This window comes from Amnibacterium sp., from assembly GCF_025463795.1.
In the GTDB taxonomy this organism is placed as follows: domain Bacteria; phylum Actinomycetota; class Actinomycetes; order Actinomycetales; family Microbacteriaceae; genus Amnibacterium.
This window is the reverse complement of record NZ_JAODBE010000157.1, coordinates 1-14,751: the sequence shown is the minus strand read 5'-3', so window position 1 is coordinate 14,751 and position 14,751 is coordinate 1. Positions and strand designations below refer to the sequence as shown.

Sequence of the window (14,751 nt, the reverse complement as noted above, 5' to 3'; positions counted from 1 at the left end):
GCCGAGGGCAACCACCTCGGGCCGACGCTGTCGTTCCGCGGCATCGACAACACCGCGTACTACAAGCTGCAGGACGGGGATCCGCGGTACTACGCGGACTACACCGGCACGGGGAACACCCTGAACGTGCGGCAGCCGCACGCGCTGCAGCTGATGATGGACTCGCTGCGCTACTGGGTGCTCGACATGCACGTCGACGGCTTCCGCTTCGACCTGGCCGCCGCGCTGGCCCGCGAGTTCTACGCCGTCGACCGGCTCGCGACGTTCTTCGAGCTGGTGCAGCAGGATCCGGTGGTCAGCCAGGTGAAGCTGATCGCCGAGCCCTGGGACGTGGGGCCCGGCGGCTACCAGGTGGGCAACTTCCCGCCGCAGTGGACCGAGTGGAACGGGCGGTTCCGCGACACCGTTCGCGACTTCTGGCGGGGCGAGTCGCAGGCGCTCGGCGAGTTCGCGACCCGGATGACCGGATCCGCGGACCTCTACGAGAACTCCGGCCGCCGCCCCGTCGCGTCGGTCAACTTCGTGACGGCGCACGACGGGTTCACGCTGCGCGACCTCGTCTCGTACGACGGCAAGCACAACGAGGGGAACGGCGAGGGCAACCGGGACGGCGCGGACGACAACCGGTCGTGGAACGGCGGCGTCGAGGGCGAGACCGACGATCCCGCGGTGCTCGAGATCCGGGCGCGGCAGCAGCGCAACTTCATCGCCACGCTGCTGCTCAGCCAGGGGGTGCCGATGCTCCTGCACGGCGACGAGCTCGGCCGCACGCAGGGCGGCAACAACAACGGGTACGCGCAGGACTCCCCCGTCACCTGGATCGACTGGGAGCACGTCGACACCCCGCTCGTCGAGTTCGTCGCCGCGGTCGCCCGGCTGCGCCACGACCACCCGTCGCTGCGTCGCACCCGGTTCTTCGACGGGCGGCCCGTGCCGCGCCCGGAGGGTGCGCCCCTGCCGGACCTCGTCTGGCTGCGGCCGGACGGATCCGAGATGGAGGCCGGCGACTGGGACAACGGCTTCGGCAAGGCCGTGGGCATGTACCTGAACGGCTCGGGCATCCGGGAGCACGACAGCCGGGGCGTGCCGTTGGTCGACCTCGACTTCCTCGTCTACTTCTCCGCGGCGGAGATCGACGTGCAGTCGACGCTGCCGGCGGCCGCGTTCGGCGCCGCCTGGGACGTGCTCATCGACACCGCGGGCGCGGCGGCGGACTCGGCGCCCCTGGCCGCCGGGGCCCACTTCGTGCTCCGCTCCCGGTCGGTGCTGGTGCTGCGGGCCCACACCGAGCCGGAGCCGCCGCCCGACCACTCCGTCGCCGCATCGCTGGCGCTCCGCGCCCAGGCGCGGACGCCCGCAGTACCCGCCGCGCCCGCAGGCGCCACGCCCGGCGCCACCGCGTAACCGATCCGTGCGGGCGTCAGACGGCGGCGATCCGCCAGGCCGCCTCGTGGTGGTCGCCGGGCTGCAGCACGATCAGGTCGGTGCCGGAGTTGAAGGCGTCGGGCGGGCAGGTCATCGGCTCGGCGGCGAGCCCGGCTCGGTTCCACTCCGGCTCGGGACGGTCCGCGGTGTGCAGCTGCACCCAGCCGCACACGTCGTCCCACGTGAGCGCGGCGCCGTGGCCGTCGGCCGCCCGCACCTCCACCCGCGCGAGGCCCGACGCGTCCCGCGCGAGGCCCGTGAACGCGTGGTCGAGAAAGAGGTCGCCGATCGCCCGGCCCTCGTGGAAGTCGAACGAGCCACCCGCGACCGGCGCGAGCCCCGTGGGCACGAGCCGCTCGGGGTCGACCTGGAGCACCTGCGCGGCGGCGACGGTGAGCGTCCAGTCGTCGACGTGGCCGGGGCCGCCGACCAGGTAGGGGTGACCGCTCGTGCCGTACGGCGCCGCGTCGGGGCCGGTGTTCTCGGTGCGGATGCGGGTCTCGAGCCCGTCCGCGCCGAGGGTGTAGGTCACGGTGACGGCGAGGCGGTGCGGGTAGCCCTGCTGCGCCGGGACCTCGGCCTCGAGCACCGCGCGGGTCGGGGTCGACGCCGCGACGCGGAAGTCGGTCCAGCCCACGAGCCCGTGCAGGGCGTGCCCGCGCTCCGGCTCGGTGAGGGCGAGCTGCTGCTCGACGCCCTCGAACGTGTAGCGGCCGTCGACGACCCGGTTCGGCCACGGCACGAGCACGACGCCTCGGTACAGGGGGCGGACGGCGTCCGCGGCGAACGGCACGACCAGGTCGCGCCCGCCGGCGGTGAGCGAGCGGAGGCTCGCGCCGACCGAGGCGATGTCGGCCGCGTACGGGCCGGATTCGAGGCGGACCTGGGTGCCGGACAGCGGAGCGCTCATCCGACCATCCTGGTCCAGCACCGCATCCGCCGTTTTCAGGATCCCCCGCCGCATCTCAGGGCTTTCAGCACCTGAGCGCGGCGTATCGCGCGGGAACTCCTGAAAACGGCGGACGGGCCGGTCAGCGGGTGAGGGCGATCGCCGTCCACGAGACCGGCGGGAGCTCGATCGTGAGCACGCCGTCCTCGTCGAGACGGGCGGAGTCGTTGGCCGCCGGTGCGACGCGCTCCTGGTCCTCGAGGGTGTTGGCGGCGAACGGGTCCGCGTCCGCGAGCGTGTGCGTCTCCGCGATCCGCAGCGCGCCGAGGCGCTCGACGTCGACCGTGACCGTGATCGCCTCGTCGACGGAGCGGTTGACGAGGAACACCGCGGCGGCGCCGGTGTCCGGGTCGCGCGTGGCGACCGCGTCGACCAGCGGCGCGTCCCCGTAGGCGGCCGTGGCGTACGCGGGCACCTCGAGCGCCGGCTTCAGCACCTCGCCCTGCGCGAGGCGGGCGGTGAGCGCGAACGGGAAGAAGGTGGTCTGCTTCCAGGCCGCGCCACCGGGCTCGGTCATGATCGGCGCGATCACGTTGACGAGCTGCGCCAGGCTCGCGGACCGCACCCGGTCGGCGTGCTTGAGCAGCGAGATGATCAGGTTGCCGACGACCACCGCGTCGACCACCGAGTAGGCGTCCTCGAGCAGGCGCGGCGCGACGGGCCACTCCCCCACGGCGGTGATCCGGTCGACGTCGTGGTACCGGTCGACGTACCAGACGTTCCACTCGTCGAACGAGATCTTCATGGTCTTGTCGCTGCGCCGGATCGACTTCACGTGATCGGCGGCGGAGGCGATCTCCTCGATGAACGCGTCCATGTCGGTCGCGCAGGCGAGGAAGCTGCCGAGATCGCCGTCGTGCAGCTGGTAGTAGGCGTGGCAGGAGATGAAGTCCACGTCGTCGTAGGTGTGCTCGAGCACGGTGCGCTCCCACGAGCCGAACGTCGGCATGTGGCGGTTCGAGCTGCCGCACGCCACGAGCTCGAGGTCGGGGTCGAGCTGCCGCATCGCCTTGGCGGTGCGGCTCGCGAGCACGCCGTAGTCCTCGGCGCTGCGGTAGCCGAGCTGCCACGGACCGTCCATCTCGTTGCCGAGGCACCACATCCGCACGTCGAACGGCGCGTCGGCCCCGTTCGCGACCCGCTGCTGCGAGAAGGCGGAGGGCGAGGGGATGTTCGTGTACTCGAGCAGGTCGATCGCCTCCTGCACCCCGCGGGTGCCGAGGTTCACCGCGAGCATCAGCTCGCTGCCGACCTTGTCGCTCCATGAGGCGAACTCGTGCAGCCCCACCTCGTTGGTCTCGAGCGAGTGCCAGGCGGTGTCGAGCCGCTTCGGGCGCTGCTCGACCGGGCCGACCCCGTCCTCCCAGCGGTAGCCGGAGACGAAGTTGCCGCCCGGGTACCGGATGGTCGTCACACCGAGCTCGCGGACGAGGTCGATGACGTCCTGCCGGAACCCCTCCGCGTCCGCGGTGGGGTGGCCGGGCTCGTAGAGGCCGTCGTAGACGCAGCGGCCGAGGTGCTCCACGAAGGAGCCGAAGAGCCGGCGGTCGAGGGACGCGACGACGAAGGCGGGGTCGAGGGTGAGGCGTGCTGCAGGCATGGCTGTGCTTCCGATTCGTGGTTCGAGTGGATCGTGACGCGGCCGGGCCGCTATTTGAGGCTGCCGATCGAGAGCCCGCCCTGCCAGTACTTCTGCAGGCTCAGGAAGGCGATGATCAGCGGTATGACCGACACGAGGGAGCCGATGATGATGAGGCTCCACAGCGAGTGGCCGCCGCCGTTGTTCTGCCCGGCGAGCCCCTCCCAGAGGCCGATGCCGACCGGGATCGGGTAGAGGCTCGAGTCGGAGAGCATCGCGAGCGGCAGGAAGTAGTTGTTCCAGGTCGCCACGATGCCGAGCAGCAGGACCGTCACGATGATCGGCCGGAGCAGCGGCAGGGCGACGGACACGAAGGTGCGGAACTCGCCGGCGCCGTCGACCCGCGCCGCATCGAGCAGCTCGGTCGGCACGGCGTCCGCGATGTACACCCGCATCAGGTACACGGCGAACGGGCTGAGCAGCGAGGGCAGGATCACCGCCCAGATCGTGTCGGTGAGGTGCAGGTCCGAGAACATGATGAACGTCGGGATCACGAGCGCCGTGAGCGGCACCATGACGGACCCGAGGACCACCGCGAACATGAGGTTCCGGCCCGGGAAGGCGAACTTCGCGAACCCGTACCCCGCGAGCACCGCGATCACCGTCGCGCCGGCTCCCCCCGCCACGGCGTAGAGCACCGAGTTGCCGAGCCAGCGCAGGTAGATCCCGCCGTTGTAGGTGAACAGGTCCTGCAGGTTCGCGACGTAGTGGATCGCATCGCTGAACCAGAGCGAGCCGGATCCGCTGAACAGGCCGACCGCGTCCTTCGAGCTCGCGATGACGAGCCACCAGAGCGGGATCAGGAAGTAGACGATCAAGGCACCGAGGAACAGGTGCGCGACCACGTTCCTCGGTCGGCGGCGCTTCGCCGGCCGGGCGGCGACGCCCGGCCGGACGCGGGTGGAGACGGCGGTCATGCGAAGACACTCCCTCGCTTGCGCGTGGCGAACAGGAACACGAACACGCACAGGAAGACCACGAATCCGAGCGCGAACGAGATCGCGGAGGCGTAGTTGAACTGGGCGTAGGAGAAGGCGACCGAGTAGGCGTAGATGTTCGGGGTGAAGTCGGGCGTGATCGTTCCGTTGGCGATCGGCCGGAGGATCTGCGGCTCGCTGAAGAACTGGAGCGTGCCGATGAGCGCGAAGACCAGGATCAGCACCAGCGAGTTCGCGACCATAGGCACCTTGATGCGGAAGGCGAGCTGCCAGGCGTTCGCCCCGTCGATCCGCGCCGCCTCGTAGACGGTCGAGTCCACGCCCTGGAGGGCGGCGTAGATGATGATCATGTAGTAGCCGGCCCACTGCCAGGTCACCACGTTGACCAGGCTGCCGAAGATCGTGTCCGGGCCGAGCAGCACCGGGGCGCTCACGCCGATCGCCGAGGCGATCTGCTGGGTCGGGCCGAAGATCGGGCTGTAGAGGAAGCCCCACATCAGTGCACCGATCACCGTGGGCACCGCGTACGGCAGGAAGATCGTGAGCCGCGCGAACCGGGCGAACCGCGTGGTGATCGCGTCGAGGACGAGGGCCGCGGCGAGGGAGACGATCATCTGGACCGGGACGAGGACCACCACGAACCGGACGACGAACCAGAGCCCCTTCAGGAAGGAGGGGTCGGTGAACGCCTGCACGTAGTTCCCGAAGAACGAGAACTGCGTGCCGGTCGCGAGTCCCTTGGTGAAGAGGCTGAGGTAGAAGGCGTAGACGAGCGGGGCGATCAGGAAGACCGCGAAGACGATCGCGAACGGGAGGATGAACGTCCAGCCGATCAGCGCCTGGCGGCGGGCCGCTCGGCGTTGGGACGGGTTGCGACGGGTGGTGGCGCGGGCGGGCCGGGCCGCCGGGCGGTCGGCGCCGACGGCGGTGGTGGTGGAGGTCATGGGTCCCTTTCCGGTTCCGGCGGCCCGGGGCGGATCCGGTGCGCGTTCTCAGCGCACCGGATCCGCCCTGCCGCGGTTCCTGCTACTTGACGTTGAACCCCTGGCTCTTCGCGTACTTGATGATCTGGGCCTGGAGGGCCGTCGCGGCGCCCGCGCCGTCGATCTTCCCGGCGTTGATGGCGGTCAGCTGGTTCTGCAGCTGCGCGTAGTAGTAGACGGTGAACGGCGGGTAGGTGAAGCCCTTGTAGGCGTTCTCCGCCGGCACGTAGACGTCCTTGTTCGCCGTCTGGCCGCCGAAGAAGTCGATCTTCGCGTTGACGAACTCCGGGGACTTCAGCACGTTCTGGTTCAGCGGGAAGATGGTCTGGGTCTTCCAGCCGTCGGCGAGCGACGCGTCGTCCGCGTAGAGGCCGAGCGCCACCTTCGTCGCCAGGGCCTTGTCGGTGGCCTGCGTCGTCACGGCCAGCGCCGAGCCGCCCCAGTTCACGGACACCGGGTTCGCCGCATCCCACTGCGGAAGGGGAGCCGTGGCGAACTTGCCCTTGTCGGTGCCCTTGCCCACACCGGCGCCGGTGAGGTAGCCGGGCGCCCACGCGGCCGAGATGTACGTGGCGTACTTGCCGTTCACGACGCCCGAGATGTAGTCGGTCGTGAACTGGTCCTGCTTGCCGACGAGGCCCTTCTTCGAGAGGTCGCCCCAGTAGTTCAGCACGTCCTTCGACGCCTGGTCGTCGAGCTTGATCGTGATGTCCTTCGGCTTCGCGCTGTAGTCGTAGACGAAGGGCTGCGCGCCCTTCTGGATCTCGAGCGCCATCATCAGGGCCGGGACGTTGCCGCCCAGGTCACCGAAGGCGGGGCCGCCTGCGGCCTTGACCTTCGCCGCATCGGCCGCGTACTCGGCCCACGTCTTCGGCGGGGTGGTGATGCCGTACTTCTTGAAGACGTCGGTGCGGTAGATCATCGCCAGCGGCCCGCCGTCGATCGGCGCCGCGTACACGGCGCTCCCGGACGAGACGTCCTTCCAGGCGCCCGCGCTGAAGTTGCCCTTGACCTTGTTCGCGCCGTACTTGCTGATGTCGACGAGCGCGTTCTGGATCTCGAAGTTCGTGAGGTGGTCCGCCTCGAGCATGACCACGTCGGGCGCGCCCTTGTTGGCGGAGACCGCGGTCTGGAACTTGTCGTACTCGGGGCCGCCGGCGCCGGCGTTGCGCCAGCAGACCTGCACGTCCTTGTGGGCGTTGTTGTAGTTGTCGACGACCTTCGCCATGTTCGGGTACCACGCCCAGACGGTGACGGTCGGCGCGCTCTTGACCACGAGCTTGTTCGTGCAGTTGGTGGCGTGCTCGACGCTGCCGCCACCGCCGCCTCCACCGCCGCCGCTCGGCGAGCAGCCGACCAGCGCCGTGAGGATGCCGCCGACGGCCGCAGCCACGACGACGAGCCTTGTCTTCTTCACTGCGTTCTCCCTTGAACGGACGTGAACGTCGCCTGCAACGTGCACGTCACTGTGGTTGCTGGTGCAGGGTCGAGCCGGGCCGGTGCAGCCCGCCAAGTGCTCCCAACGCCCTGCGAAACGATCTCGTAGAACGTTATACGCGAGGACTGTACACCCGACCACGGCGCGTCGGAACGTCTCGATCCGATAACGGCGCGTCGCCGCCCCGGATCGCCGCCGTGCGGTCGTTGCCATCCGCGGATCGGCAGTGGCGGCAGTATGTGCACGTGAGCGAGCAGACCGAGGCGGTCCCGGAACCGATGCCGGATGCCCCGGTGCCGCTCGCGCGGCGTGCCACGCTGCGCGACGTCGCTCGCCGAGCCGGCGTGTCGACCGCGGCCGCATCCAAGGTCCTCCGCGGCGCCTACGGCGTGAGCCCCGCCATGCGGGAGCGCGTGCAGGAGGCCATGACGGCGCTCGCCTACCGCCCGAACGTCTCGGCCCGAGGAATGCGCGGCAAGACCTTCACCGTCGGCGTGCTGGTCTCCGACATCCAGAACCAGTTCTACGACCAGGTGCTGTCGGGCGTCGCGCCGGTGTTCGCCGGGGCGGACTACGCGGTGCTGATCGGCCAGGCCGAGCCGAGCGTCGAGTCCGAGATCGCGATGGTCGAGGCCATGATCGACCACCGCATGGACGGCCTCGTGCTGATGACCCCGACGATGCCGAAGGCCGAGCTCGAGCGCTTCGCCAGCGTGCTGCCCGTCGTGGTCGTGGCCCGCGGCGGCGCGGCGGTCGGGTTCGACACCGTGGCGACCGACGACGGGATCGGGTCGGCCCTGATCGTCGACCATCTCGTCGGACTGGGACACCGCTCCATCGCGCACCTCACCGTGGACTCGCCGGACGACGATCCGACCCTGCCGTTCCGTGCCCGAGCCCGCGGCTACGAGGCGGCGATGCGGCGCCACGGGCTCGAGGACCGGATCGACGTCGTGCGCACGTCCTGGACGAACGACGGCGGGACCGCCGCGGCGCGGCTGCTCCTCGAGCGGGAGACGCTGCCGACCGCCATCCACGCCGGAGCGGACGTCGCGGCGCTCGGCCTGCTGAGTGTGCTCTGGGACGTCGGGATCGACGTGCCCGGCGACATCTCCGTGGCGGGGTACGACAACTCCCCGATCGGCATGCTCGCTCCGGTGTCGCTCACGAGCGTCGACCAGGGCGCCGGCGAGCTCGGCACGCGGGCCGCGCAGCTGCTCCTGGAGCGCATCGGCGGGCGGACGGAACCGCGGTCGGTGCTGCTGAAGCCCACGCTGGTGACGAGGCGCACGACGGCGGCACCGCGGATCCGATCCGCCTCACCCGTCGATTGACGGCGCCCGTGTAGAACGTTGTACGGTGTGGCTTCCGGCGCCGCCGGGACGGAGCCGTCCGGATGCCCAGCGCACCGGCGGCCCACTGCGGCGCGACCACTCGACGACGAGGAGCACGATGCCCGCTGCGCTGTCCGCCCGGATCGACATCGCCACCGCACGGCCGGCCGTGCCCTACAGCCGCGACGTGTTCGGGCACTTCATCGAGCACTTCCACCGGCAGGTCTACGGGGGCATCTTCGAGCCCGGCTCGCCGCTCGCCGACGAGCAGGGCTTCCGGCTCGACGTGCTCGAGGCCCTGCGCGAGCTGCGCATCCCGAACGTGCGCTGGCCGGGCGGCTGCTTCGTCTCGGCCTATCACTGGCTCGACGGGGTGGGCCCCGACCGCTCGCCGACCTACGACAAGGCCTGGCGGGTCACGGATCCGAACACCTTCGGCACCGACGAGTTCCTGGAGTGGTGCCGGCGGCTCGGCGCCGAGCCGTATCTCTGCACCAACGCGGGCACCGGCACGCCGGAGGAGATGGCCGACTGGCTCGAGTACTGCAACCTGGCGCAGGGCAGCCGGTGGGCCGACCGCAGGGCGGCCAACGGGCATCCGGACCCCTACGGCGTGCGGTTCTGGAGCATCGGCAACGAGAACTACGGCGACTGGGAGATCGGCGCGAAGTCGGCGCCCGACTGGGCGCGCTACGTGACCGAGGCGGCGAAGATGATGCGCCGCACCGACCCCACCGTCTCGCTCATGGCCGCCGCCGTGGACGACCTGGACTGGGCCCTGCCGCTGCTGCGCAGCGCGGGGAAGTACCTCGACTTCGTCTCCATCCACGGCTACTGGGACCGGCTCGACTCGGTCAACGCCCCCTCGGGCTACGAGGAGGCGATGGCGATGACGCTGGAGCCGGAGCGCGCGATCTCGCGCATGGAGGCCGTCATCCGGGCGAGCGGTGAGGACGTGGCGATCGCCTTCGACGAGTGGAACCTGCGGGGCTGGCACCACCCCTGGGAGCCGGGAGCCGCCGCCATCGCCGCGCGGGACCTCAACGACGACGAGAGCACCTACACGATGGCAGACGCGGTGTTCTCCGCGTCGTTCCTGAACGCCTGCCTGCGGCACGCGTCGTCGGTGAAGATGGCGAACATCGCGCCGACCGTGAACACCAGAGGCCCGCTGTTCGTCCACCCCGACGGCGTCGTGCGCCGCACGACCTTCCACGTGCTCAGCATGTACGCGAACCTGCTCGAGGCCGAGGTGCTCGACACCGCGGTGTGGAGCACCTCGATGAACGCCGCGGGGACCGAGGTGCCGACCGTGGACGCGATCGCGACGGTCGACCCGGCGACGGGCGCGGTGTCCGTCGCCCTCGTCAACAAGAGCGCGGCCGAGGAGGCCCGCTGCGAGCTGCGGGTGGACGGACTGCTGCCGACCGGCCGGATCGAATCGACCGTGCTGGCCTCGGACTCGCCCGACGCCTACAACAGCGTCGCGGCGCCCGACGCGGTGCGGCCGGAGGCGCGGGAGCTCGGCGGCGACGGTTCGGTCGTGCTGCCGCCGCACAGCGTGACCGTCTGCCGGTTCGAGGCGAGCGTGCCGACCGCCGATCGGGCCGGCTGGCAGCTCAGCGGCCTCGGCACGGACTGGCGGCGACTGGGCTGACGCCGCCCGTGTGCAGGTTCTCGTGCCGTCCGCAGGACGGATCCGGCCGTCCGAACCTGCACACGGCTCCGGAACCTGCGCACGGCACCCGGCGGCCCGCGACGCTGCCTGCGGACGGCTAGAGGCCGCGGGCCAGCCGGTGGTACGCCGCGTTCCAGCGGACCTCGTGCTCGAAGCCGTGCAGCGTCGTGCCCTCGTCGATGACGAGCAGCTCGGTGCGGAGCATGCCGGCGAGGTCGCGCCACGCCTCGATGCCGACCGCCGTCGTCATGACCGTGTGGTGCGCGGCACCGGCGGTCAGCCACGCCGCCGCGGACGTGCGGAAGTCGGGGCGCGGCTCCCATACGGCGCGGCCGACGGGCAGCTTCGGCAGCGGCTCGGGCGGCGCCACGACGTCGACCACGTTCGCGACGAGCCGGAAGCGGTCGCGCAGGTCCGAGAGTGCCACCACGAGGGCGGGCCCGGGGTCGGCGTCGAAGACGAGCCGCACCGGGTCCTCGCGGCCGCCGATGCCGAGCGGATGCACCTCGAGCGACGGCCGCTGCGTCGTCAGCGTCGGGCTGACCTCGAGCATGTGCGCGCCGAGGATCAGCTCCGATCCGGGCGTGAGGTCGTACGTGTAGTCCTCCATGAGCGAGGCGCCGCCCGGCAGCCCCTCCCCCATGACGTTCGCGATCCGGACGAGCACGGCGGTCTTCCAGTCGCCCTCGGCCCCGAACCCGTAGCCGTCCGCCATGAGGCGCTGCACGGCGAGCCCGGGCAGCTGCCGCAGGGCGCCGAGGTCCTCGAACGTCGTGGTGAAGGCGTCGAAGCCGCCCTCCTCGAGGAACGACCGCAGCCCGAGCTCGAGCCGGGCGCCGTACCGCAGTGACTCCCGCCGCTCGCCGTCCGCCCGCAGCTCGGGCACGACGGCGTACGCCTCGTCGTACTCCGCGACGAGCGCGTCGACCGCGGACTCCTCGGCGGCCGCGACGGCGTCCGCGAGGTCGTTCACGCCCCACGTGTTCACCTGCACGCCGAGCACGTGCTCGGCCTCGGTCTTGTCGCCCTCGGTCACGCCGACGAAGCGCATGTTGTCGCCGAAGCGGGCCAGCTTCATCCGCCGTGCGGTCGAGCGCCCGGCCGCGGCGCGCTGCCAGGTCGCGATGCGATCCGTCACCACCGGATCACTGACGTGGCCGACGACGACCGTGCGCGGCACGTCGAGCCGGGCGAGCATGTAGCCGAACTCGCGGTCGCCGTGCGCGGCCTGGTTGAGGTTCATGAAGTCGAAGTCGATGTCCGCCCACGGCAGCGCGACGTTCGCCTGCGTGTGCAGGTGCAGCAGCGGCTTGTCCAGCGCGTCGAGGCCCGCGATCCACATCTTCGAGGGGCTGAAGGTGTGCATCCACGCGATCACGCCGAGCACCCCGTCGTCGGCGTTCGCCTCGAGCATCGTCCGGCGGATGGCGTCCGCGTCGGTCAGCACCGGCTTCCACACGACCCGGGCCGGCACAGCGGTGCCGAGCTGCCGGGCGATCGCCCGCGACTGGTCGGCGACCTGCGCGAGGGTCTCGGGTCCGTAGAGGTGCTGGCTGCCGGTGAGGAACCAGACCTCGCCGGCGGAGAGGACGGAGGCGGGACGGGGCATCAGGGCTCCTTGTCGGTGGGCTGGCCGTAGACGTGCTGGTAGCGGTCGAAGAGGGCGTCGATCGCCGCCGGCTCGATCGGGTGCGGATCGCCGAGCTGGCGGGCGAGATGGACCGTGCGGGCGACGTCCTCGACCATGACCGCCGCCTTCACGGCGTCGCGGGCGTCGGAGCCGATCGTGAACGGGCCGTGGTTGCGCATCAGGACGGCGCGACTGCGATGACCGGTGAGGGTCTCGACGATGCCGTGGCCGATCGAGTCGTCCCCGATGATCGCGAACGGGCCGACGGGGATGTCGCCACCGAACTCGTCGGCCATGGCGGTGAGCACGCACGGGATCGGCTCCGCGCGGGCCGCCCAGGCCGTGGCGTAGGTGGAGTGCGTGTGCACGACGCCGCCGACGTGCGGCATGTTCCGGTACACGTAGGCGTGCGCGGCGGTGTCCGACGAGGGGCTGCGATGGGCGCCCGGGGTCTCGGCGATCACGCGTCCGTCGAGGTCGCAGAGGATCATGTCGTCCGCCGTGAGCGCGTCGTACGGCACGCCGCTCGGCTTGATGACGAAGAGGTCGGCGCCCGGCACTCGACCGGAGACGTTCCCGCCGGTCCAGACGACCAGGCCGTAGCGCACGAGCTCGGCGTGCAGCGCCGCGACCTCGTCGCGGATCCGCCGGATCGCGGTCTCGACGTCGTCGGTCATGCCGGCAGCTCGATCCCGGCCTCGGGAGCGGCGGCGCCCCGGCTCGCGTAGGCCTCGCGCTTCAGCGCGGCGAGGCGGTGCATGACGTCGTTGCCGCCGCGGCCGAAGTGGTCGTGCAGGGCGGTGTACTCGGCGTAGAGGCGGTCGTAGGCGGCCGCGCGGGTCTCGTCGGGGCGGAAGGCGTCCCGGATCCGCCGCCCCATCTGCGACGCGGCGGTCGCGACGTCGGGATGCGCGCCGGCCGCGACGGCGGCGTGGATGGCGGCGCCGAGCGCAGGACCCTGGTCGCTGCCGATGACCGAGATCGGCATCCGCAGCACGTCGCTGTAGATCTGCATCAGGAACGTGTTCTTGACGAGACCGCCGGCCGCGACGAACTCGTCCACCGGGATGCCGCTCGCGACGTAGGTCTCGACGATCTTCCGGGTGCCGAACGCGGTCGCCTCGATGAGCGCCCGGTACACCTGCTCGGGGCGGGTCGCGAGGGTGAGGCCGACGATCACGCCGGACAGCTCGTGGTCGACGAGGACCGAGCGGTTGCCGCTCTCCCAGTCGAGGGCGATGAGGCCGGATGCGCCGACGGGCTCGGCGCCGGCGAGCTCGGTGAGCACCTCGTGGATGCTGCGGCCCTCGGCGCTCGCGCGGTCGCGGAGCTCCGCGGGTGCGAACCGTTCGACGAACCAGCCGAAGATGTCGCCGACGCCGGACTGGCCGGCCTCGTAGCCCCAGTAGCCGGCGGTGATGCCGCCGTCGACGGCGCCGCACATGCCGGGCACCTCGGCGAAGCGGTCGGCGTTCAGCACGTGGCACGTCGAGGTGCCCATGACGGCGACCATCGTTCCGGGCGCGACCGCATCCGCGGCCGGGACGGTGACGTGCGCGTCGACGTTGCCGACGGCGACCGCGATGCCCTCGGGCAGGCCGGTCCAGGCCGCGGCCTCCGCCGTCAGCCGGCCCGCGGCGGTGCCGAGGTCGGCGATCGGGCCGGCGAGCTTCGTGTCGGCGAAGTCGGCGAAGTCGGGGTTCAGCCCCGCGAGGAACTCGTGGCTCGGGTAGGCGCCGTCCTGGCGGATGCCCTTGTACCCGGCCGTGCAGGCGTTGCGCACGGCGACACCGCCGAGGCGCTCGACGATCCAGTCGGCGGCCTCGACGAAGCGGTCCATCCGGTCGTAGAGCTCGCGGTCCTCCTCGAGCAGCTGCAGGCCCTTCGCGAACTGCCACTCGGACGAGATCATGCCGCCGTACCGGCCGAGCCACGGCTCGTTCCGCTCGGCGGCGAGGTCGGTGATGCGGTCGGCCTGGCCCTGGGCGGCGTGATGCTTCCAGAGCTTCACGTACGAGTGGGGGCGGCCGGCGTACTCGGGCAGCTCGTTCAGCGGGGTGCCGTCGGCGAGCACCGGCACCATCGTGCACGCGGTGAAGTCGATGCCGACGCCGACGACGTCGGCGGGATCGACGCCGGCGGCCTCGACCGCGGCGGGGACGGCGCGCTGCAGCACCTCGACGTAGTCGGCCGGCACCTGGAGCGCCCAGTCGGGCGGCAGCGGCGTGCCGTCGGGCAGCGCCGTGTCGAGCACGGCGTGCGGGTACTCGTGCACGGCCGAGCCGAGCTCGGCGCCGTCCCGCACGCGGACCACGACCGCGCGTCCCGAGAGGGTGCCGTAGTCCACACCGATCACGACCGGCTCGGAAGCGTTCGAATCCGCCATGTCATCCCCGTCGACGAAAGTGAGCGCTCACACTATGCCGGATGCGGGCTCCCGGCGCGACCCCGCCTCGGTGCGGCTGCCTCCGCGGGTGCGCTCCGCCCGAGGTGTCTGCGCGATGGACGGCGATTCTGCGCCGAAGGCCTCCGGATCCGGGGGCGCGTTCTCCTGGACGCACCGCCCCTCCCGGCCGGACCGCCCGCAGGGAGACGGGTCAGGCGGGGCGTGTCGAGGCCCGGACGACGAGGGCCGCGGGCAGGACCCCGTCGTCGGGCTCCGGGTCGTCGCTGAGGAGTGCCGCCAGGCGGTGCATGAGCCGCTCCCCCAGCGCCCCGAAGTCCTGCCGCACGGTGG

General features: G+C 71.4%; 11 protein-coding genes. 3 read left to right on the top strand and 8 right to left on the bottom strand.

From position 1 onward, the window contains the following. Positions 1–1,404 (top strand): alpha-amylase family glycosyl hydrolase (locus tag JWQ92_RS13310; RefSeq protein ID WP_297344943.1); only part of this gene is annotated, 1,404 nt, incomplete at its 5' end. 16 nt (positions 1,405–1,420) lie between these two features. Here the strand turns inward: JWQ92_RS13310 and JWQ92_RS13305 are convergent. The 5 genes from JWQ92_RS13305 to JWQ92_RS13285 form a co-directional block, all read right to left on the bottom strand. Then, positions 1,421–2,335, bottom strand: a complete 915-nt coding sequence (locus tag JWQ92_RS13305; RefSeq protein WP_297344942.1) for an aldose 1-epimerase family protein — start codon at positions 2,333–2,335, stop codon at positions 1,421–1,423. A gap of 121 nt (positions 2,336–2,456) precedes the next feature. Continuing rightward, positions 2,457–3,974 carry an alpha-N-arabinofuranosidase gene (locus JWQ92_RS13300; protein ID WP_297344941.1) on the bottom strand — a complete coding sequence of 506 codons (1,518 nt, stop codon included), beginning with the start codon at positions 3,972–3,974 and terminating at the stop codon, positions 2,457–2,459. A gap of 50 nt (positions 3,975–4,024) precedes the next feature. Continuing rightward, entirely contained in the window at positions 4,025–4,930 is a 906-nt protein-coding gene (locus JWQ92_RS13295) for a carbohydrate ABC transporter permease (protein WP_297344940.1), read from the bottom strand. Next, positions 4,927–5,895 carry a carbohydrate ABC transporter permease gene (locus JWQ92_RS13290; RefSeq protein ID WP_297344939.1) on the bottom strand — a complete coding sequence of 323 codons (969 nt, stop codon included), beginning with the start codon at positions 5,893–5,895 and terminating at the stop codon, positions 4,927–4,929. The genes JWQ92_RS13295 and JWQ92_RS13290 overlap by 4 nt, the downstream gene beginning before the upstream one ends. 82 nt (positions 5,896–5,977) lie before the next feature. Next, a complete protein-coding gene (locus tag JWQ92_RS13285; protein WP_297344938.1) occupies positions 5,978–7,351 on the bottom strand; it encodes an ABC transporter substrate-binding protein in 1,374 nt (457 codons plus the stop codon). A gap of 266 nt (positions 7,352–7,617) precedes the next feature. Between JWQ92_RS13285 and JWQ92_RS13280 the strand changes: the two genes are divergently transcribed. Then, positions 7,618–8,706, top strand: a complete 1,089-nt coding sequence (locus tag JWQ92_RS13280; RefSeq protein WP_297344937.1) for a LacI family DNA-binding transcriptional regulator — start codon at positions 7,618–7,620, stop codon at positions 8,704–8,706. Between the two features lie 118 nt (positions 8,707–8,824). Beyond that, positions 8,825–10,363, top strand: a complete 1,539-nt coding sequence (locus tag JWQ92_RS13275; protein ID WP_297344936.1) for an alpha-L-arabinofuranosidase C-terminal domain-containing protein — start codon at positions 8,825–8,827, stop codon at positions 10,361–10,363. Between the two features lie 118 nt (positions 10,364–10,481). On the opposite strand, the gene araA is transcribed toward JWQ92_RS13275, so the two are convergent. Genes araA through araB form a run of 3 tightly spaced genes read right to left on the bottom strand, consistent with a single transcriptional unit; the run spans position 10,482 to position 14,400 of the window. Then, positions 10,482–11,993: an L-arabinose isomerase gene (gene araA, locus JWQ92_RS13270; RefSeq protein ID WP_297344935.1), complete on the bottom strand. Its 1,512-nt coding sequence runs from the start codon at positions 11,991–11,993 to the stop codon at positions 10,482–10,484. Next, the gene (locus tag JWQ92_RS13265) at positions 11,993–12,691 is read right to left on the bottom strand and encodes an L-ribulose-5-phosphate 4-epimerase (protein ID WP_297344934.1); all 699 of its coding nucleotides are present in this window, start codon (positions 12,689–12,691) and stop codon (positions 11,993–11,995) included. Before JWQ92_RS13265 ends, araA begins: the two co-directional genes overlap by 1 nt. Next, positions 12,688–14,400: a ribulokinase gene (gene araB, locus JWQ92_RS13260; RefSeq protein WP_297344933.1), complete on the bottom strand. Its 1,713-nt coding sequence runs from the start codon at positions 14,398–14,400 to the stop codon at positions 12,688–12,690. The genes JWQ92_RS13265 and araB overlap by 4 nt, the downstream gene beginning before the upstream one ends. Positions 14,401–14,751: the final 351 nt, after the last annotated feature.

What these genes read in the sequence shown, in the direction of transcription:
- araA (WP_297344935.1), bottom strand. Translation starts at nt 11,993, where the DNA reads ATGCCCCGTCCCGCCTCCGTCCTCTCCGCCGGCGAGGTCTGGTTCCTC.
- JWQ92_RS13290 (WP_297344939.1), bottom strand. Translation starts at nt 5,895, where the DNA reads ATGACCTCCACCACCACCGCCGTCGGCGCCGACCGCCCGGCGGCCCGG.
- JWQ92_RS13295 (WP_297344940.1), bottom strand. Translation starts at nt 4,930, where the DNA reads ATGACCGCCGTCTCCACCCGCGTCCGGCCGGGCGTCGCCGCCCGGCCG.
- JWQ92_RS13300 (WP_297344941.1), bottom strand. Translation starts at nt 3,974, where the DNA reads ATGCCTGCAGCACGCCTCACCCTCGACCCCGCCTTCGTCGTCGCGTCC.
- JWQ92_RS13275 (WP_297344936.1), top strand. Translation starts at nt 8,825, where the DNA reads ATGCCCGCTGCGCTGTCCGCCCGGATCGACATCGCCACCGCACGGCCG.
- JWQ92_RS13265 (WP_297344934.1), bottom strand. Translation starts at nt 12,691, where the DNA reads ATGACCGACGACGTCGAGACCGCGATCCGGCGGATCCGCGACGAGGTC.
- araB (WP_297344933.1), bottom strand. Translation starts at nt 14,400, where the DNA reads ATGGCGGATTCGAACGCTTCCGAGCCGGTCGTGATCGGTGTGGACTAC.
- JWQ92_RS13305 (WP_297344942.1), bottom strand. Translation starts at nt 2,335, where the DNA reads ATGAGCGCTCCGCTGTCCGGCACCCAGGTCCGCCTCGAATCCGGCCCG.